An 18,373-nucleotide genomic window follows, 5' to 3' on the forward strand; every position below is an offset into this window, starting at 1 on the left:
GACCTCAGGCGGCGATGAACTCGTTCCACTTGCGGATGAGGTAGGTGTTCTCATCCATCACCGCGTTCCAGCAGGCCACCGCGCCCATGCGGTCCTCGTAGGAGCCGCCGTCGCGCGTGGTGCCCGCCTTCTCCAGCAGCGAGCCGTCGGGCGCCTTGATGTCCTGCTCGGCCGGCTTGCCCTCCATCCAGAAGGCCCATTCGTAGGGCGCCATGTTCGCCTTCGCCGTGGTCAGCACGGCGGAGTAGTAGCCCTGGCGGTTGAGGAAGGCGCCGGCCCAGCCGGAGAGGAACCAGTTGATGAAGTCGTAGGCGGCGTCGAGCTTGCGGCCCTCCAGCGTGCGCGGCATGCCGAAGCCCGAGGCCCACGCGCGGTAGCCCTCCTTCAGCGGCTGGTAGATGCAGGGCACGCCCTGGCTGCGCACCTTGGTCACGGCGGGCGACCACATCGACTGGATGACCGTCTCGCCCGAGGCCATCAGGTTCACGCTCTCGTTGAAGTCGGACCAGAAGGCGCGGAACTGGCCGGCCTTCTTGGCGTCCGTCAGGATCGCCATGGTCTTGTCGATCTCGGCCCGGGTCATGTTGCCCTTGTCCGGGTACTTGTACTGCCCGGTGGCCTCCACGACCATCGCCGCGTCCATGATCCCGATCGAGGGGATGTTCAGGATGGATGCCTTGCCCTTGAACTGCGGGTTCAGCAGCTCCGCCCAGGAGTTGATCGGCCGGCCGATCAGGTCGGGGCGGATGCCCAGCGTGTCCGCGTTGTAGGTGGTCGGGATCAGCGTCATCCACTCGGTGGGCGAGGAGGCGAACTCCTTGGAGTTCTTCCCCGTCAGGAACTGCACCTTCTTCGGCGCGGTGCCCTGGTCGCCGATGGTCTTCCCCGCGATGGTGCCGCGCGTGAAGACGGGGGTGATGTTGTCGAACTCCTTGATCCGCTTCGCCTCGATGCCCTGGATGTTGCCGGAGGGCAGGACGCGCTTGGCGGAGAAGTACTCCATGTCCAGCAGGTCAAAGGTGTTGGGCTGGGTCACCGCGCGACGGATGACGTCGTCCGTCACCACGGGGATGTACTCGATGGTGATGCCCAGGTCCTGCTTCACCTTGGCAGCGATCTCGGCGCTCTGGTTCACCGCCGTGCCCAGGTAGCGCAGCGTCACCGGCTCCTGCGCGTGCACGGCCGGGGCGGCGAGCCGCCCGGCGGCCACGGCCGCGCCGAGCCCCGCGGCGCCCTTTAGCAGCCCGCGCCGGGTGGCGTTGGTCTTGTCGTTCATACGGCCTCCTCCGCGACGCTCACCGGCGCCGCCATGGTCGTGTCACGCACGGGGTGCGCGTCGGCCGGGCTCCAGCCGACGGTCACCGCGTCGCCCTCGGCCAGCGGGGCGGCGTCGAAGACGTCGTCCGCCAGCACGGCGATCAGGTCGGGGCGGCCCGGCACCTCCAGGCGGAGCTGCACGTAGGTCCCCTGGTATTCCACCATCGCCACCCGTGCCGCGAGGCCCGGCTCCCCGGACGCGGCGTGCGAGACCAGCAGCCGGTCAGAGCGAACGGCGACGCTGCCGCCGTCCGGGAGGGCGATGACGTTGTGCGCGCCGATGAAGCGCGCGACGAAGGCGGTGGCGGGGCGCGAGAAGACGATCCGGGGATGGTCCGCCTGCTCGATGTGGCCCGCATTCATCACCACGGCGAGGTCGGAGAGCGCCATCGCCTCCTCCTGGCTGTGGGTGACGTGGATGAAGGTGATGCCCAGCTCCTGGTGCAGCCGCTTCAGCTCCGCCCGCACCCGCACCCGCAGGAAGGGGTCGAGCGCCGAGAGCGGCTCGTCCAGCAGCAGCACGGAGGGCTCCGTCACCAGGGCGCGGGCCAGGGCCACGCGCTGCTGCTGCCCGCCCGAGAGCTGCGCCGGCAGGCGGGAGGCATAGGATTCCATGTGGACCAGGGCGAGCATCTTCCGTGCCCGCTCGTGACGCTCCGCCTTGCCCACGCCGCGCATGCGCAGGCCGAAGGCGACGTTGTCCAGGCAGTCGAGATGCGGGAACAGGGCATAGGACTGGAACATCATCGCCGTGCCGCGGCCCGCCGGCGGCAGCCCGCCGACGTTGCGCGGCCCGATCAGCACGTCCCCCTCGGTGATGGACTCATGGCCCGCGATCATGCGCAGCGTGGTGGACTTGCCGCAGCCGGAGGGGCCAAGCAGGCAGCAGTAGCTGCCGGCGGGGATGCGAAGGTCGATGCCGTCCACCGCCACGGCCTGGCCGTAGCGCTTGGTCACCTTGACGAGTTCGACGCCCGCGCCGTGCATCGGCTTCCTTTTCCGCCCTGACCCGAAGCCTCCGAGCCGTCGCAGGATGGAGCAAGACACGTGCCATGCGCCACGGAATCCGGCCTGCGGGTGCCCCTTCCCGCAGCCTCCCCTCATACGGGCGGCGGGATGCCTTGATCCGTGCCAGCGTGGTTGCCCGTTCCCCGGGGGCAAGGCTCTGCCTCGCCCCCGATACCCCCACTCCGCCAGGACCCTGCGGGCCCTGGACCCGGTCAGCGCTGCCGCGGGACAGCCGGACACGGGGTCACAGCGCCGAGGAGCCATGCTCCTCGGCGGGTACGGCCGCCGCCCTCGCTGACGCCTTCTGAAGCTTTTTCAAAGTCCCGCCTGTCCGCGCTCCGTCAGGGTCCAGCCCGCAGACTGACGCCCACCGCGTAGAACCAACTCCCAGCGGGGTCCGGGGCCCGCTTGTGGCCCCGGCAGGGGAGGGTCTGGGAGGGGACGGCGTCCCCTCCCGGTCCACCGCCGGAACACGGCAGTACGCCGGGTCATCCCGTCGCGGGTCTCAGTTCCGGGGTCGATCCGGATAGTTGCGGCCCGGCCGGGCGTTGTAGGTCGGCAGCGACCAGCCGCGGAGGATGGCCGTGGCGCGCAGGCTGAAGCAGGCGGCGGCCCCGGCGAGGAGGGCGGTCCCGCGCGGCAGGCCGAGTTCGGTGAGGCCGATGAAGATTCCCGCACCCAGGGCCGCGGCGGTGGCATAGATCTCGCGGCGCAGGATCAGCGGCAGTTCCTGGCACAGCACGTCGCGCAGTGCCCTGCCGAAGGTGGCGGTCACCATGCCCAGCAGGATACAGGCCCAGGGGCTGGCGCCCTTATGGTGCGCCGCCTCTGCCCCGAGGACGGCGAAGAGGGCGAGGCCCACGGCATCGGCCCAGAGAAGCGGGGTGAAGCGTCGCTCCAGCCGATGGGCGGTGAAGAAGACCAGCAGGGCCAGGGCCGAAGCCAGGGCCACCGTCCCCGGCGTCTCAAGCCAGAAGACCGGCTTGCCGAGCAGCAGGTCGCGGAGGCTTCCGCCACCGAAGGCGGTGACGCAGGCGACCAGGATGAAGCCCACCGGGTCGAGCTGCTTGCGCGACGCGGTCAGGGCCCCGGCCACGGCCAGGACCGCCACCGCCGCCCAGGACAGGGCGGCGAGCAGCGTATCCAGCGGCAAGGCCTATTCGGCGGGCAGGGGTTGCGTGGCCGGCGCCCGGTGGCGTTGGGCGTCGCCGCGGCCAGCCCCGGCACAGAGGAGGGAGAGGAGCAGGATCAGCGCCACCAGCGGCAGCACGAGGTGGGGGTAGCCGGCATCCAGCAGCATCCCGGCCGGCACCGGCATCAGCGCGCTGCCCAGGGGCAGGCCGGAGGAGACGAAGCCGAAGACCTTGCCGATCTGCCCCGGCGGCGAGGCATCCTTCAGCATCACGTCGCGCGGGGTGCGGGAGGCGCCGAGGGCCAGCCCGGCCACCAGCGCGACCAGCGGGAGGGCCAGATCCGACATCGGCACCAGGCCGAGCGAGAGGATCAGCAGGGTGGAGATGCCGGTCAGCAGGAAGACGAAGGTCAGGTGGCGCCTGTAGCGGTCGGCATACCAGCCGCCCACCAGCACGCCGGCGCTGGCCCCCGCCATGTAGCCGGTGAGCGCCATGGAGCCGACGGCGACCGGCGTGTCCCAGAGCTGGTTGAGCACGGTGATCAGGAAGGACTGGATGCCGGCCCCGGCCATGGAGGAGAGCAGGAAGAAGGCGAAGAACAGCAGCATGGGGCGGGAGAGCAGCACCCGGCCGCCCCCGGCCTCCTTGGCCTTCCGGGGCTTGGCCTGATCCACCAGGATGCGCGACTGCCACAGGATGGCGGCGACCACCGGCAGGCCCAGCAGCCCGACCACCAGCAGGGCATAGCGCCAGCCGAAGGCGAGGCTCAGCGCCACGATCACCGGCGGGCCGAGGGCGAAGCCGAGGTTGCCGGTGAAGGTGTGCAGGGCGAAGGCGCGCCCCATGCGGGACCGGTCGATACTGCCGGCCAGGATGGCGTAGTCCGCCGGGTGGATCACGCTGTTGCCGATGCCCGAGACCACCGACAGCACCAGGATGACCTCGAAGCTGGGAGCGAAGGCCATGGCGGCGATGCCCAGCGCCATCAGCAGCGCGCCGCCGACGAGGTAGGGGCGCGCCCCGTGCCGGTCCACCAGGAAGCCGACGGGGGTCTGCAGCGCGGCGGTCACCGCGCTCATCAGGGCCACGGACAGGCCCAGCGCGGCGTAGGACACGTCGAACTCGTCGCGCCAGATCGGGAAGAGGGGCGCGAGGCACAGCATGTAGAAATGCGAGAGGAAGTGGCCGGTGCCGATCAGGCCCAGCACCGGCCAGTCGTTGGAACCAGGGCGGGCGGGGGGAGAGGCAGCGTCGGACATGGTCCCGCCAGCCTGCTCCCCGCCCAATCAGGGGTCAACGCGCCCGGTCCTGCATCATGTGCAGGTCAGGACCCGCCCAATGGCCGGGCAATTGCGGCCCGGCCTGCGACGAGGCGGCCTCAGATATCCTCGTCGAAGCCGCCGCCGGCGTCGTCCATCCCGCCGTAATCGGCCTGGGCGTCGTCCTGGTAGCCCGGATCCTGGGCATAGCCCGCATCCTGCACCGGCGAGGCGTCCTGCGCCGCGCCCCCCGGATCGGTCCAGGGCGAGGAGGCCGGCGTCGCCACCTGCTCCTGCGCGAAGCCGCCGGCCGAGGTGGCGGCGTCGCCCACCGCGCTGGCTGCGTGCGCCGCACCGCCCGAGAACATCCCCATCAGGGCGTTGCCGAGCACCATGCCGCCGGCCACGCCGGCCGCGGTGGTCAGCGCCGTGCCGAGGAAGCCGGAGCCGCGGCCCTGCTGCAGCATCTGCTGCTGGGCATAGCCGCCGGGGGGCTGGATCGGCTGCGGCGGGGGCGTCATCGGCATCGGCCGCTGCTGCTGCCCGCCGCCGAACATCCCGCCGAACAGCCCGCCGCGCTGCGGCTGCTGCGCCACCTGGGCCTGGCGCTGGGCGTTCTCCAGCTGCCACTCCAGCTCCTGGATGCGGTTCTGCGCCTGCACCAGCGCCGCCTCCTGCACGAAGGCCGTCTGGGTGATGCGGTAGCGCGCCTCCGGATAGCGGGCGAAGAGGTCGCCGATCAGCCGGTCGGCCTCCCCGTCCACGGGCGGCAGGTTCGGCGCTGCCTGGACCGCCGTCGAGGGCACGCTGCCGCCCCACGGGCTCGCCGGGCGCGGAGCCGCGGCCTGCGCCCCGGCCACGCGCATGACGTAATCCGTGATGATGCGGCGCTCTTCCTCGGTCATGGTCTGTCGATTCTCCCATCCTGCCGCCGCGGGGCGCCTGCGCCCGCCGATGCAGGGGCCCGGGACTTGGACCAGCCCGCGGGGGCTTTCAATGGCTTTCTTACAAAATGTTCATGTTCGGCGGTAACGGATTGTCGCCGCGTCCGCCTCACCCGCCGATGCGCGCCGGCAGGCCCAGGCGCCCCCATTCGATCGCCGGGCAACGGTCCATGACGCAGACCACTCCGGCCGCCCGTGCCCGCTCCGCCGCTGCCTGGTCGACGACGCCCAATTGCAGCCAGACGGCCCTGGCGCCGAGCCGGACGGCCTCGTCCACCACCGCCCCGGCCTCCTCGCTCCGCCGGAACACGTCCACCAGATCCAGAGGTCGCGCCTCCTCCAGCGTGGCGACGGAGGGCACGCCCTGCAGCGAACGCCCGTTCAGGGCGGGGTTCACCGGCACCGCGTCGTAGCCGCGCCCGAGCAGGAAGGCGAAGACCCCGCCGGAGGGCCGGCCGGGCCTGTCCGAGGCCCCCACCACGGCGATCCGCCGGGTGGCGAGCAACAGGTCGCGCACCGCCGAATCCGTCAGCCCGTCCAGGGCCATGCCCTCTCTCCTTCGTCTCGTGCCCCGGCCAGGCCGGCCGCGGGTCAGCCCGGGTTGATGCGGGTAATCTTGGTGCCGTTCAGCGCCAGCGCCGCCATCAGCCCCTGCTGGTTGAAGGTGATGGCATAGACCGGCTCCGCCAGGGTGGTCGCTGTCACGTTCGCCTGCACGCCCTGGTCCAGCACCACCACGCTCGGGCCCGTCCCGATCTCCCAGCCATCGGCGGCGTTCAGCAAGGTGTTCAGCGCCGCGTCGGTCATGAAGAACATGGCGAGCCCGGCGGACTGGGCCCCCGCCAGCAGGCCGAGCGAGGCGCCGGCGATGTTGTAGTAGCCGACGATGGTGCTGCCGCGCAGCAATGCGCCCTCGCCGTACTGGCCGCCGACGATGAAGCCGCCGGAGATGACGCGCGGGAAGACCAGCACCGCCTTGGCCGGGCCGAACAGGGGCCGTGCGTTGTCCATGCCGCGCAGCCGCAGCAGGGCGGCGTTCACCTCGGCGTCGATCTCGGCGCGGGTGGCGGCCTCGGCGCGGCGGGGGCGCAGCGCCGCCGCGCCGGCCAGACCGGCCAGGGCCAGCGCCGGCAGCAGGCGGCCTCCCAGGGCACGGCGCGTCAGGTCCGGCCGGACGTTGGTCGCGATATCCTCGTGCATGCTTCCGCTCTCCGCTCATCGGGCCGCGGCGCTGGGCCCGGACGCTGGCCGAACGCCGCGGCCCGCCTTCGGCTGCATGGCGGGCGAAGGGAGGGTTGAAGCGGCCGCGGGATGGCGCCGCGCGGGGGAAAGCCCGCCCGCGCTCCGCGCCCTGCCACAGGATGGCCATGGGATGGCGCGGTATTCGCCCCGGCCGTGCCGCGGTATCTCCGCCGTCATGCCGCCAACCTCGCCGACTCCGTCCCGGCCCCCCTCCCCCCGTCCCCTGGGGCGCCGCCCCTTCGGCCTGCCCCTGCTGCTGGCCATCGGCGCCGGGCTGCTGCTGACCCTGCTGGGCTGGTGGTGGCCGAACCGGGCGCAGCTGGCCGATCTCCCCATGCCGGCGGAGCGGCTGAACAGCGTCTCCTTCGCCCCCTTCCGCCCCGGGCAGAGCCCGCTGCGCGACCGCTTCCCGACGGCGGCGCAGGTGGAGGAGGACCTGCGCCTGATCGCCCCGCGCACCCGCGCCATCCGCACCTATGCCAGCATCGAGGGGCAGTACGAGGTGGCGGAGCTGGCGCAGCGCCACGGGATCAGGGTCTGGAAGGGTGCCTGGCTGGGCCGCGACCTGCGGCAGAACGAGCGCGAGCTGGCCAAGCTGGTCGAGACGGCGAACCGCTTCCCCGACACCATCGAGCGCGTGGTGGTGGGCAACGAGGTGCTGCTGCGCCGCGACCTGCCGCCCGAGGTGCTGGCCGCCGCCCTCGACCGGGTCAGGGCGCAGGTCCGCCAGCCCGTCACCTATGCCGACGTCTGGGAGTTCTGGGCGCAGTTCCCCGAGCTGGCGAGGCATGTGGACATCGTGACCATCCACATCCTGCCCTACTGGGAGGACGAGCCGCTCGACGTGGAGGCGGCCATCGCCCATGTGCGCGACATCTACCGGAAGATGAAGGCGATGTTCCCGGACAAGCCGATCGCCATCGGCGAGGTCGGCTGGCCCAGCCACGGCCGCTGGCGCGAGGGCGCCGTGCCCTCCGTGGTGAACCAGGCGCGCTTCCTGCGCGAGTTCGCCGCGCTGAGCCGGGAGGAGGGCTTCGACTACAACGTCATCGAGGCCTTCGACCAGATCTGGAAGTACAAGAACGAGGGCACGGTCGGCGCCGCCTGGGGCCTCTGGACCGCCGACCGGGCGCCGAAGTTCGCGCTCTCCGGCCCGGTGCGGGAGAACGCGGATTGGGGCTGGTACGCCGGTGCCGCCGCCCTGCTGGGGCTGGGCCTCCTCGCCGCGACCGCGCGCGCCTTCCCCGCCGCCTCCGGACCGGGGCTGGCGCTGCTCTCCCTCGCCCTGGGCAACGCGCTGGCCTTCGCCTGGTGCGGCGGCGTGCCCTACGCCTTCGACGAGCACCTGCTGCTGTCGGTCACGGTCAACCTCGCCGGGCAGGCGGCGCTGGCCGCGCTGCTGCTGCGGCGCGCCGGGCAGCGGCTCTCCGGCCTGCCGGTCGAGCCGGCGCGGAACGGTGCGATGGCCACGGCCACGGTGCGGGACCTGCTGCGCCTCCGCCTCCGCTGGCGCGACTGGCGCGGCTTCGCGCTGGACGACCTCGCCTTCGTCTTCCTCTGGACCGCGGCGGTGCTGCAGCTCCTGCTGCTCTTCGACCCGCGCTACCGCGACTTCCCCTTCCCGACCTTCGCCGTGCCGCTGGTGGCGGTGGTGGCGCGCGCCGCCCTGGGCGACCTGCCGCGCCACGGCGGCGGCTGGGCGGAGCTCTGGGCCGGCGGCACCCTGGCCCTGGCGGCCCTCGCCAGCGCGGCCCTGGAAGGGCCGCACAACATCCAGGCGCTGGGCTGGACCGCCTGTGCCCTGGGGCTGGCGGCACCCGCCCTGCTGCGCCTGCGCCAGCCGGCGCCCCGCCGGGTGGAGCGGCTGGCATAGCCGGCACCCGTTCCCCATCTGCCGGGTGCGGGCCGCTTCACCCGCCCCGGGGCGGGTGGTAAGGCCGCCCTGTCCCGCAGGCGGGGCTTCGCGCGAAGCCCCGCCTCCCGCGCCTCCCCTCCCGGACGATTGCCGTATGACCCGCCCCGCCGACCAGGATTTCGTGACCCGCTACCTCGCGGATTCCGTGCGCGCGGCGGAAGCCTTCGCCGCGGATGCCGGGGCGCAGGAGACCCTCTTCGCCATGGCCGGGGCCGTGACGGGCAGCCTGCGCGCGGGCGGCAAGCTGATGGTGGCGGGCAATGGCGGCTCGGCCGCGGATGCGCAGCACATCGCGGCGGAGTTCGTCTCCCGCCTGATGTACGACCGCGCCCCCCTGGCGGCGCTGGCCCTGACCACCGACAGCTCCAACCTCACGGCCATCGGCAACGACTACGGCTACGAGCAGGTCTTCGAGCGCCAGGTGCTGGGGCTGGGCAGGCCGGGCGACGTCTTCCTGGGCATCACCACCTCCGGCCGGTCGGCCAACATCCTGCGTGCCCTGGAGGCGGCGCGGAGCCGCGGCATCGTCACCCTCGGCTTCACCGGGCAGCATGGCGGCGCCATGGGCCCGCTCTGCGATCGCCTGCTCTGCGCCCCTGCCGGCCAGACGGCGATCATCCAGCAGGTCCACATCACGGCCGCCCACCTGCTCTGCGCCCTGGTGGAGCGCAGCTTCTTCCCGCCCCCGGCCAGCGCGCCCAGCCTGTAGCCGCCAGGGCCCCGGGCCGCCCCCGAAGCGGGGGCCCGTGAAGCGGGGGCCCGTGCGGTCCGGCGCTGGAGCGGAGGGGGGCACCGGCCTGTGGATCGGCCCCGTGCGCCGATCCCCTCCCGGAGCCCTCGCCTGCCAGGGCCATGGCCGGGCGCCAGCCCGAACGCGGCCCTCGCGGCCGCCGTCAGCCGCCGATCATCTCCGCCACGCGGCGCGCCAGCTCCGCCTGCTGGAAGGGCTTGTGCAGCACCGGCAGGTCGCGGGGGACCTTGTCGATCTCCGCATAGCCGGTGACCAGCAGGACCGGCAGGCCGGGCCGCAGCGCACGGGCGCGCTGGGCCAGCTCCACGCCGGTCATCTGCGGCATGGTGAGGTCGGCCACCAGCGCGTCGATGTCGCCCCGCTGCTCGAGCAGCCGCAGCGCGCCCGCCCCGTCGGCCGCCTCCAGGATGTCGTGGCCCAGCTCGGCGAGGAATGCCGACGTCACCTCCCGCACCGTGCTGTCGTCGTCCACGACCAGGATGCGGGCCCGACGGCCCTGCCGCGGCTCGGGCACGGCCTCGGCGGCCGCCTCCTGCGCCTCGTGGGCCCGGGGCAGCAGCAGCTCCACGCAGGTGCCCTCGCCGGGGCGGCTGGTGATGCGCGCGCTGCCGCCGGACTGGCGCATCAGGCCGTACACCATGGACAGGCCGAGACCCGTGCCCCGGCCGATCTCCTTGGTGGTGAAGAAGGGCTCGAAGGCACGGGCCAGCACCTCCGGCGCCATGCCGGTCCCCTCATCCTGCACGGACAGGCAGACGTAGTCGCCGGGCGGCAGGTCGCTGTCCGCATCCTCCGCCGCGGCGGGCAGCCCTTCCGGCCCGAGCGACAGGTTGCGGGTGCGGATGGTGATGACGCCGCCATGGGGCATCGCGTCACGCGCGTTGATGCAGAGGTTCAGCACGGCCAGCTCCAGCTGCCCCGGATCGACGCGGGCCTGCCACAGCCCCTCGCCCAGCTCGCTCCGCACCCGCACCGCGCCGCCCAGGCTGCGCCCCAGCAGATCCTCCATGCCCAGGATCAGCGCATTCGCGTCCACCGGCTGCAGCGCCAGGTCGCGCTGCCGGCTGAAGCTCAGCAGCCGCTGGGTCAGTGCCGCGCCACGCTCCGCCGCCATGGTGGCGTTCTGCACCAGCCGGGTCAGCCGGGGGTCCATGGCGGCGCGGCGCGCGGCCAGCTGCAGGTTGCCCAGGATGGCGGTCAGCAGATTGTTGAAGTCGTGCGCGACGCCGCCCGCCATCGTGCCCAGCGCCTGCATCTTGTCGGCCTGCCGCAGGCGGTCCGCCATGCGGCGCTGCTCGGTGACCTCGTGCTCGATCGTCACCAGGAAGCGCGGGGCCACCTCGTCCCGGGGCAGGATGGGAATGCGGTGGACCGAGAACCAGCGCGTGCCGCCCTCGTCCGGCCGCGCCTCCTCCGTCTCCACGGGCTCGTCGTGCAGCGCCTGCTCCGCCTGGCTCAGTGCCGCCGCCGCGGGCGGCGGCAGCAGGGCCGTCTCGGGGCGGCCCAGGCACTCCTCGACCGTCCGGCCCAGCGCCGCCGCCTTGGCCGCGTTCAGGCGGACGAAGCGCCCGCTGGCGTCCTTGAAGGCGATGCGGTCGGCCGAGCTGTCCAGCAGCCCGTGCAGCAGCATCCGTTCCGTGTCCAGCGCGCGGTCGAGCGACCAGCGGCGATGCGCACCCGCCACCATGCTGCGCAGCGCGGCCGGCTCCCACGGCTTGGGCGAGTAGCCGGCGATGCGGCCGTTGTTGATCGCGGAGATCACGGCTTCCAGATCGGCGTAGCCGGTCAGCAGCAGCGCCTCCGCCGTGCTGATCTCACGGGCCCGGGCGAGGAACTGATCCCCCGTCATGCCCGGCATGCGCTGGTCGGAGAGGATCACCGAAACCCGCGGCGCGGCGCGGAGCAGGTCCAGCGCCGCCGCCGGGGCCGTGGCGCAGAGGGTGTCGTACTCGTCCTCGAACAGGTCCTGCAGCGCCGTGACGATCTCCGCCTCGTCATCCACGAGCAGGATCGTCGGCCGCCCGTCTTCCGGCATGGTGAGGGTCATTCCTGGCGACGCAGCGGTACAGCAATGGTGAAGGCCGCGCCACCCCCCGGCACGTTGTCCACGCTGATCGTCCCCTCGTGGGCCCGCACCACGTTGTAGGCGATGGCCAGCCCCAGCCCGGTGCCCGAGCCGACCGGCTTGGTGGTGAAGAAGGGCTCGAAGATGCGCTCCCGCAGATCCTCCGGGATGCCCGGCCCGCTGTCCGTGATCTCGATGACGTACTGCCCGCCCTCCGCGCGCGTCGCGATGGTGATCCGCCCCCGGTCCGGGATGGCGTCCGCCGCGTTGCCGACGATGTTCATCACCACCTGGTTCAGCAGGGCGGGCGAGCAGTACAGGCTGCGCGGCGCCTCCAGCCGCTGCTCCACCACGATGCGGTCGGACAGCTTGTGCGTCAGCAGCGCGATCACCGTGCCGATCGCCTCCGGCACGTCCACCTGCTGGAAGCCGCCATCGTCCTGGCGCGAGAACTTGCGCAGGTTCAGCACCAGCTCCTGGATGCGCTTCAGCCCCAGCGTCATCGACTGCGCCCGCTGCCGGCACTTGTCGGCCAGCGCGACGGTGGGCGCATCCTGGTCGGGGACGGCGCTGATCTGCGCCAGCAGCCGCTCCACCGTGCCCTGGTGCGCCAGGATGAAGGCGAGGGGGTTGTTGATCTCGTGCGCGATGCCGGCGACCAGCTCGCCCAGCGACGCCATCTTCGCGGCCTGCACCAGCTTTCCCTGGGTGTCGCGCAGTTGCCGGTTCGCCTCCTCCAGCTCGGCATTGGCGCGCGTCAGCGCGTCCGACAGCGCGGCCCGCGCCTCGGCGGCGGCGGCTTCCGCCCGGGTGCGCTCCAGCACGCGCTCGCGCTCGGCCAGCTCGGCATCGATGCGCCGGTTCTCATCCTGCAGCAGCTTGCGCCGCACCACCGCGCGGATGCGCAGCCGGATCGCCTCCGCCTCGGCCGAGGCGGGCAGCAGGTCATCCGCCCCCGCCTCGAACACGCGGGCGAGCTGTGCCGGATCCGGCGCCTCCTCGGCGGCCAGGCCGACGATCTGGAACGGGCGCTCGCCGCCACGGCGCAGCGCATCCAGATGCCGGGTCAGGCCCAGCCCGTCGAAGCCGTGGCCCAGCACGTCGAGCAGCACCGCATCCCAGGCCTCTCCGGGCGCCCGGACCAGGGCGAGCGCCGCCTCCGGCCCCGCGGCCGCCTCCACCACATAGCCGTCCTGGGCGAGCAGGCCGGTCAGCCAGGCCCGCCGCGTCGCCCCCGCCTCCACCACCAGCAGCCGGGCCCGGCGGAAGGCCGTTCCGGCCACGGAGGGCCGGCCCGGCGGCGCCTCGGCCGATCCGGTGCGCAACAGGGCGCGGATGCGCGGCAGGATCAGCGCCTGGTTGGCCGGCTTGGGCAGGTAGGCATCGGCGCCGCTCTCCAGCCCCTGGCGCTCCACCTCCCGCTCCCGCGCATCCGTCAGCATCACCACCGGGATGGCCCGGGTGCGGACGTTCATGCGGATCTGGCGCGCCAGCTCGTCCCCGTTCATGCCAGGCAGGTGGTAGTCGGCGATCACCAGGTCGGGCAGGGACTCGTTCAGCGCCTCCAGCGCCGCCTCCGCCGTGGCGGCGCGGCGGACGGTGTAGCCATGCCCCTCCAGCATCAGCCGCAGCAGCAGCGCCTGGGTTTCGGAATCCTCGACGACCAGGATGCCCGGTGACGTGGCGGGGGGGGCCACCGGCGATTCCGGCGTGGAGATCGGGTGCCTCACGCCACCTCCATCCGCGCATGGCGCAGCAGGCAGGGCGCGATCGCCTCCAGCGGCAGGCTGAGGCCCGCCGCGCCCAGACGGACCGCGGCCGCCGGCATGCCGTAGACCACGGCGCTGCTCTCGTCCTCGGCGATGGTGAGCCCGCCGGCACGCCGCAGGGCGAGGAGCCCGCTGGCCCCGTCCTCCCCCATGCCGGTCAGCACCACCCCGACCCCGCTGGCGCCCAGAGCCTCCGCCACGGAGCGGAACAGCACGGTCGCCGCCGGGCGCTGGCCGCCGACCGGGCCCTCCTGGTCGATATGCAGCGCGCCCGCCCGCGTCAGGCTCAGGTGGCGGTCGCCGGGCGCCACCAGCACGTGGCCCGGCCTGGGCACCATCCCCTCCTCGGCCAGCCGGACGCGCAGCGGCACGACCCCGTTCAGCCAGTCGGCGAAGCCGGCCATGAAGGAGGCGCCCATGTGCTGCACCAGCAGCACCGGCAGCGGGAATTCGGCCGGCAGGGCGCCCAGCAGGCGTGCGAGGGCCGGCGGCCCGCCGGTGGAGGCCGCCACCGCCACCAGGCTGGGCCGCGCGGCGGGGATGGGGGGCGCCGGCACCGGCCGCGATGCCGGGGCCGTCCCGGCCAGATGCCGCCGGCGGATGACCGGGACCCGGCTCATGATGGCGAGCTGGGTGCGGATGGTGTCGGCGATCGCCTCGTAGTCCCGGCTGGCCAGCCCGACCGGCTTCTCCACCACGGACAGGGCGCCGGCGCGCAGGGCCTGCATCGAGATATGCAGCCTCGAATCCTCGATCGCATCCGCGATCACCACGATCGGCGTGGGGCGCTCCGCCATGATGCGCCGCGTCGCCTCCAGCCCGTCCATGCCCGGCAGGCGGATGTCCATGGAGATCACGTCCGGCTGCACGCGCGGCAGCTCCCGCAACGCCTCCTCGGCCGAGCCGACGGCGGCCGCCAGCACCAGCCGCGGGTCCCGCGCCACGATATGGGCCAGGAGCTGCCGCACGACCGTCGAATCCTCGACGATCATGACGCGGGCCGGCGCCTCGCGGGACATCGCGCCACTCACAGCAGCTGGCCGATCGTCGCCAGCAGGTCGCGCTGGTCGAACTTCTGCTTGGTCAGGTAGGCGCCGGCACCGAGCTCCAGGCCCCTCCGGACATCGGCGGCCTCGTCGCGGGAGGTCATCAGCACCACCGGCAGGGCGGCGAGGCGCGGATCGGCCTTCATCGCCTCCAGCAGGCCGAAGCCATCCAGCCGCGGCATCTCCACGTCGGCGATCACCAGGTCCACCACCGCCTCGCCGCCGCGCAGCACGCGCAGGGCCTCCATCCCGTCCACGCTCAGCAGCACCCTGTAGCCCTGGGATTCGAGGATGCTCTTCTGCAGGGTACGGGTCGTGATCGAGTCGTCCACCACCAGGATGGTGGCCGCCTCCGGCCGTGCCGGCTCCGGCAACCCCAGGCCGCTCGCCGCCAGGCGGCCCTGGTCGCGCATCCAGCCCTCGACCAGCCCCTCCGGCCGCAGGACGAGGGCCACCGCGTCGTCCTCCAGCAGGCTGGCGCCATAGACCAGCCCCGCATCGAAGCCGGGCGCATCCACCTCCCCGACCAGGAGCGTGCGCACATCCTCCAGCCGGTCCACCGCCACGGCACAGCGGCGATGGCCGCGGCGGAGCAGCACGGCGCTCACGTGTCCCGACTCCACGGGAAGATTCGTGTCATGGGACCCCAGCAAGGCGAGAAGACTGACCACCGGGGCGATAACGTCCTGTCCCCCCAGGGCGATGCGTGCCGTCGGCTGCCCTTCCATCCGCTCCAGCCCCGCGGCCGGCAGGCGCAGCAGCCGCTCGACCGCATGGGTGGGGAAGCCGTAGCGCCGCCCCGCCGCGCCGACGAGGAGGACCGGCAGGCGCGCGGCGGAGAGGGGAACCTCCAGCACCATCTCCGTCCCCCAGGGGCGGCGCGCCCGCATCAGCGCCGTGCCCCGCAGCTTCCGGGCCGCCTCCGCCACCACGGACAGGCCCATGCCCCGGCCCGACAGCCGGTCCACCGCCTCCGCGGTCGAGAAGCCCGGCTCGAAGACCAGGGAGAGGAGCTGGTCGGGCGGGAGGGCCGGCGCCCCGGGCGCCCGGGGCGGCAACAGGCCGCGGCGCAGCGCCGTCGCCTCGATCCGGGCCAGATCCGGCCCCGCCCCGTCATCCGCCACGGAGAGGAGCAGCCGTCCGCCCTGGCTGGCCAGGCGCAGCACCACCTCGCCACGCTCCGGCTTGCCACGGGCGCGGCGCCGCTCCGGCGGCTCGATCCCATGCCCGACGGCATTGCGCAGCAGGTGCAGCACCGGGTCCTTCAGCGCCTGCAGCACCCCGCGATCGGCCTGCAACTCCAGCCCCTCCAGCCGGACGGACACCTCCCGCCCCGCCTCCCGCGCCAGGTCGCGCGCCATGCGGCCCAACCCGCCGAGCACCGTCTCCGCCGGAACCAGGCTGATCCGCTCGAAGCCCTCGCGCAGGCGGCGGGCCGCCAGATCGGCGGCCCAGACGGCGCCGCGCTGCTCGCGCGCCAGGGCGATGGCACGGCGGGTCAGGGCCGCCATCTCATGGTCCAGCTCGCGCAGGCGGGGGGCGGAGGCGCGCGTGCCCTCCCCCGCCAGCAGGCCGGGGCGGACGACGTCCCAGCGCCGGCGCAGGGATCTCAGGCCCGCGGCGAGGCCGCGCAGGGCCTCGGCGGCCGCCTCCTGCCGCTGCAGCGTGCCGAACAGCTCGTGCACCGCGGCGGCCAGCTCATCCACCTGCGCCGCCTGGACGCGCAGCGTGCCGCCCGCCGGGAAGCCGGACGCTGCCGGATCGGCGGCGCCCTCCGGCGCGGCGGGCGGGGCCGCATCGGCCGCCACCGCGGGCGCCGGAACCTCCGGGGGAGCGGCCTGCCGGGCCTCCGGCACCGTCTCCGCCAGCCAGCGATCCAGCGCCTGCAACGCGGCATCGGGGGTGGGAGGCGTCGCGCCGCCCTCCAGCGCGGCGACATAGCCCTCGACCCCGTCCAGCCCCTGCTGCACCACGGCCACGGTGGGCCCGTCCAGACTGGCCTGGCCTTCCAGGACGCGGGCGAGCAGCGCCTCCAGCCGGTGCGCCAGCGCCTCGACCACCGGCAGGTCCACGGCCCGGGCCGCGCCCTTCAGGCTGTGCGCCCGGCGGAAGATGTCCCGCAGATCGGCCGGGCGGCCCTGCTCGGCCTCCGCCAGCGCGGCGCGGATGGCGCCGAGGTGCTCCTGGTGCTCGGCCGCGAAGGCGGCCAGCAGCTCCTGGCGGAAATCCGACATCGGGACCGCGGCGCCCTGGGTCCTAGAGCCGGTAGCGGTCGGCCAGGGTGACCAGCTGCTGCGCTTGGCCGGCCAGGCTGCCGGCCGCGGAATCGAGCTGGCGTGTGCTGGCCGCCGTCTGCTGGCTGGCCTGGCGGATGTTCTGCAACGCCGCCATCACCTGCTCGATGCCCAGCTGCTGCTGGTTGGTGCTGGCCACGATCTGCTGGAAGGTCTGCACGCTCTCCTGGATCGAGCCGGTGATCTCCTCGATCGTCGCCTGGGTGGTGTCGGTGCGCTCCTTGCCGGCGGCGACCCGCTTCACCGCCTCCTCGGTCAGCATCACGGAACCGTTGATGCCGCGCTGGATGTCGCCCAGGATCTGGCGCACCTGGCCGGTCGCCTCCTTGGCCTGGTCGGCCAGGGCCTTCATCTCCGAGGCCACCACCGCGAAGCTGCGCCCCTGCTCGCCGGCCGCCGCCGCCTCGATCGCCGCGTTCAGCGCCAGGAGGTGGGTGCGCTCCGAGATGTCGTTCACCGTGGTGATGATCTCGCCGATCGCCTGCGTCTTCTCGCTGAGCGCGACGATGTTCTCCGCCACCGCCTCCGCCTGTTCGCGGATCGAATCCATCGCCCGCGCCGTCTCGTCCACCGCACGCAGCCCGGCCGAGCTGGTCTGCGCCGTCGCCTGGGCGGCCGCGATCACCTCCTGGGCGCGCTTGCCGATCTGCGCGCCGGAATGGGTGATCTCGTCCACCGTGGCCGCCGTCTCCTGCACGGCGGCGAGCTGCTCCTCCACGCCGGCCGCCTGCTGCTGGGTGGAGGCGCGGATCTCGGCCGCCGCGGCATTGAGGTTCTCCGTCGCCTCCCGGCTCTGCCGGGCGAGCTGGCGCAGGCCCTCCACCATCTCGTTGAGCGCCAGGCCGAGCCGGCCGATCTCGTCCCCGCCGACCTGCGCCGGCGCGCCTGCCAGGTCGCCCTGGCCGACGCGCTGCAGCACCTCGGCGAAGGCCGAGAGCGGGCCGACGATGGCACGGCGGATCAGCACGGTGATGCCGACCGCCAGCAGCACGGCGACCCCCAGGCCGGCGATGACCGAGATCCGGCTGTTCTCGTAGACCTCGGCGACCCGGCTCTGCCCGACCGCGACGCCCTCGTTCAGCACCGCCTCGGCGCGGTCGAGCTGGCGGTCGATCTCCTCGATGGTCGCCACCACCGGGGCCTGGGCCGCCAGCAGACCGGCGACGTCGCCAGCGCGGATCGCCTGGAAATGCCGCTCCGCCTGCTGGCGCAGCTGGCGCAGCAGGCTGCCTGACTGGCCGAGCAGATTCGCGATCTGCCGCCAAGCCTCGACCCTCTCGCTGGACACGGCACTGTCCGCATAGCGCTGCGCCGTGGCGGTGGCGGCGGCCAGGGTCGTCTCCACCTGCGCCATCTGGCCCGTCCAGGCGCGCATCGGGTCCTCGCCCGGCGGCTGCCGCCCCAGCGCCTGCAGCAGGGCATGGGTGACGGCGGCGCCGTGGATGTCGCGCAGGGCGGTCTGCCCGTCATGCACCGTCGCAAGCTGGCGCAGCATGGCCACGTCGCGGCTGACGATGGTGGAGGTGGTGTTCCGCACCAGTTCCAGCTGCCCCAGGCCATAGATGCCCTGCAGGGTCATCAGCAGGGTCAGCACGGCGAAGCCGAGGAGGATGCGGTTGGCGATGGACAC

14 protein-coding genes are annotated in these 18,373 nt (G+C 73.4%); 2 read left to right on the forward strand and 12 right to left on the reverse strand.

The window, feature by feature from the left end:
* Window positions 1-4 precede the first annotated feature (4 nt).
* The 7 genes from LPC08_RS19010 to LPC08_RS19040 form a co-directional block, all read right to left on the reverse strand.
* The gene (locus LPC08_RS19010) at window positions 5-1,276 is read right to left on the reverse strand and encodes an ABC transporter substrate-binding protein (RefSeq protein WP_230449803.1); all 1,272 of its coding nucleotides are present in this window, start codon (window positions 1,274-1,276) and stop codon (window positions 5-7) included.
* Window positions 1,273-2,304 (reverse strand): ABC transporter ATP-binding protein, encoded by a 1,032-nt coding sequence (locus tag LPC08_RS19015; protein ID WP_230449804.1) that lies wholly within the window; start codon window positions 2,302-2,304, stop codon window positions 1,273-1,275. Before LPC08_RS19015 ends, LPC08_RS19010 begins: the two co-directional genes overlap by 4 nt.
* Window positions 2,305-2,830: 526 nt before the next feature.
* Window positions 2,831-3,478 (reverse strand): trimeric intracellular cation channel family protein, encoded by a 648-nt coding sequence (locus LPC08_RS19020; RefSeq protein WP_230449805.1) that lies wholly within the window; start codon window positions 3,476-3,478, stop codon window positions 2,831-2,833.
* A 3-nt stretch (window positions 3,479-3,481) separates the two neighbouring features.
* Window positions 3,482-4,717: an MFS transporter gene (locus tag LPC08_RS19025; RefSeq protein ID WP_230449806.1), complete on the reverse strand. Its 1,236-nt coding sequence runs from the start codon at window positions 4,715-4,717 to the stop codon at window positions 3,482-3,484.
* Between the two features lie 119 nt (window positions 4,718-4,836).
* The gene (locus tag LPC08_RS19030) at window positions 4,837-5,622 is read right to left on the reverse strand and encodes a DUF2076 domain-containing protein (RefSeq protein WP_230449807.1); all 786 of its coding nucleotides are present in this window, start codon (window positions 5,620-5,622) and stop codon (window positions 4,837-4,839) included.
* Between the two features lie 148 nt (window positions 5,623-5,770).
* Window positions 5,771-6,208 carry a CoA-binding protein gene (locus tag LPC08_RS19035; RefSeq protein ID WP_230449808.1) on the reverse strand — a complete coding sequence of 146 codons (438 nt, stop codon included), beginning with the start codon at window positions 6,206-6,208 and terminating at the stop codon, window positions 5,771-5,773.
* Window positions 6,209-6,252: 44 nt separating this feature from the next.
* The gene (locus LPC08_RS19040) at window positions 6,253-6,861 is read right to left on the reverse strand and encodes a lipid-binding SYLF domain-containing protein (protein WP_230449809.1); all 609 of its coding nucleotides are present in this window, start codon (window positions 6,859-6,861) and stop codon (window positions 6,253-6,255) included.
* A gap of 217 nt (window positions 6,862-7,078) precedes the next feature.
* Here LPC08_RS19040 and LPC08_RS19045 point away from each other — a divergent pair, with 217 nt between their 5' ends.
* Window positions 7,079-8,776: a glycoside hydrolase family 17 protein gene (locus LPC08_RS19045; RefSeq protein ID WP_230449810.1), complete on the forward strand. Its 1,698-nt coding sequence runs from the start codon at window positions 7,079-7,081 to the stop codon at window positions 8,774-8,776.
* A gap of 136 nt (window positions 8,777-8,912) precedes the next feature.
* Window positions 8,913-9,527: a D-sedoheptulose 7-phosphate isomerase gene (locus tag LPC08_RS19050; protein WP_230449811.1), complete on the forward strand. Its 615-nt coding sequence runs from the start codon at window positions 8,913-8,915 to the stop codon at window positions 9,525-9,527.
* Window positions 9,528-9,711: 184 nt separating this feature from the next.
* Here the strand turns inward: LPC08_RS19050 and LPC08_RS19055 are convergent, their stop codons facing one another.
* From LPC08_RS19055 to LPC08_RS19075, 5 genes are read right to left on the reverse strand one after another with little or no spacing between them, the layout of a single operon-like run.
* The gene (locus LPC08_RS19055) at window positions 9,712-11,604 is read right to left on the reverse strand and encodes a response regulator (protein ID WP_230449812.1); all 1,893 of its coding nucleotides are present in this window, start codon (window positions 11,602-11,604) and stop codon (window positions 9,712-9,714) included.
* Window positions 11,605-11,612: 8 nt separating this feature from the next.
* Complete coding sequence (locus LPC08_RS19060) at window positions 11,613-13,364, reverse strand: response regulator (RefSeq protein WP_230449813.1); 1,752 nt, start codon at window positions 13,362-13,364, stop codon at window positions 11,613-11,615.
* On the reverse strand, window positions 13,361-14,422 hold the full coding sequence (cheB, locus tag LPC08_RS19065; RefSeq protein WP_230449814.1) for a chemotaxis-specific protein-glutamate methyltransferase CheB: 1,062 nt from the start codon (window positions 14,420-14,422) through the stop codon (window positions 13,361-13,363). The genes LPC08_RS19060 and cheB overlap by 4 nt, the downstream gene beginning before the upstream one ends.
* Window positions 14,423-14,430: 8 nt before the next feature.
* A complete protein-coding gene (locus tag LPC08_RS19070) occupies window positions 14,431-16,683 on the reverse strand; it encodes a hybrid sensor histidine kinase/response regulator (protein WP_230449815.1) in 2,253 nt (750 codons plus the stop codon).
* A 22-nt stretch (window positions 16,684-16,705) separates the two neighbouring features.
* A complete protein-coding gene (locus LPC08_RS19075) occupies window positions 16,706-18,373 on the reverse strand; it encodes a methyl-accepting chemotaxis protein (RefSeq protein ID WP_230449816.1) in 1,668 nt (555 codons plus the stop codon).

Origin of the sequence: Roseomonas sp. OT10 (assembly GCF_020991085.1) — a bacterium.
In the GTDB taxonomy this organism is placed as follows: Bacteria; Pseudomonadota; Alphaproteobacteria; order Acetobacterales; family Acetobacteraceae; genus Roseomonas; species Roseomonas cutis.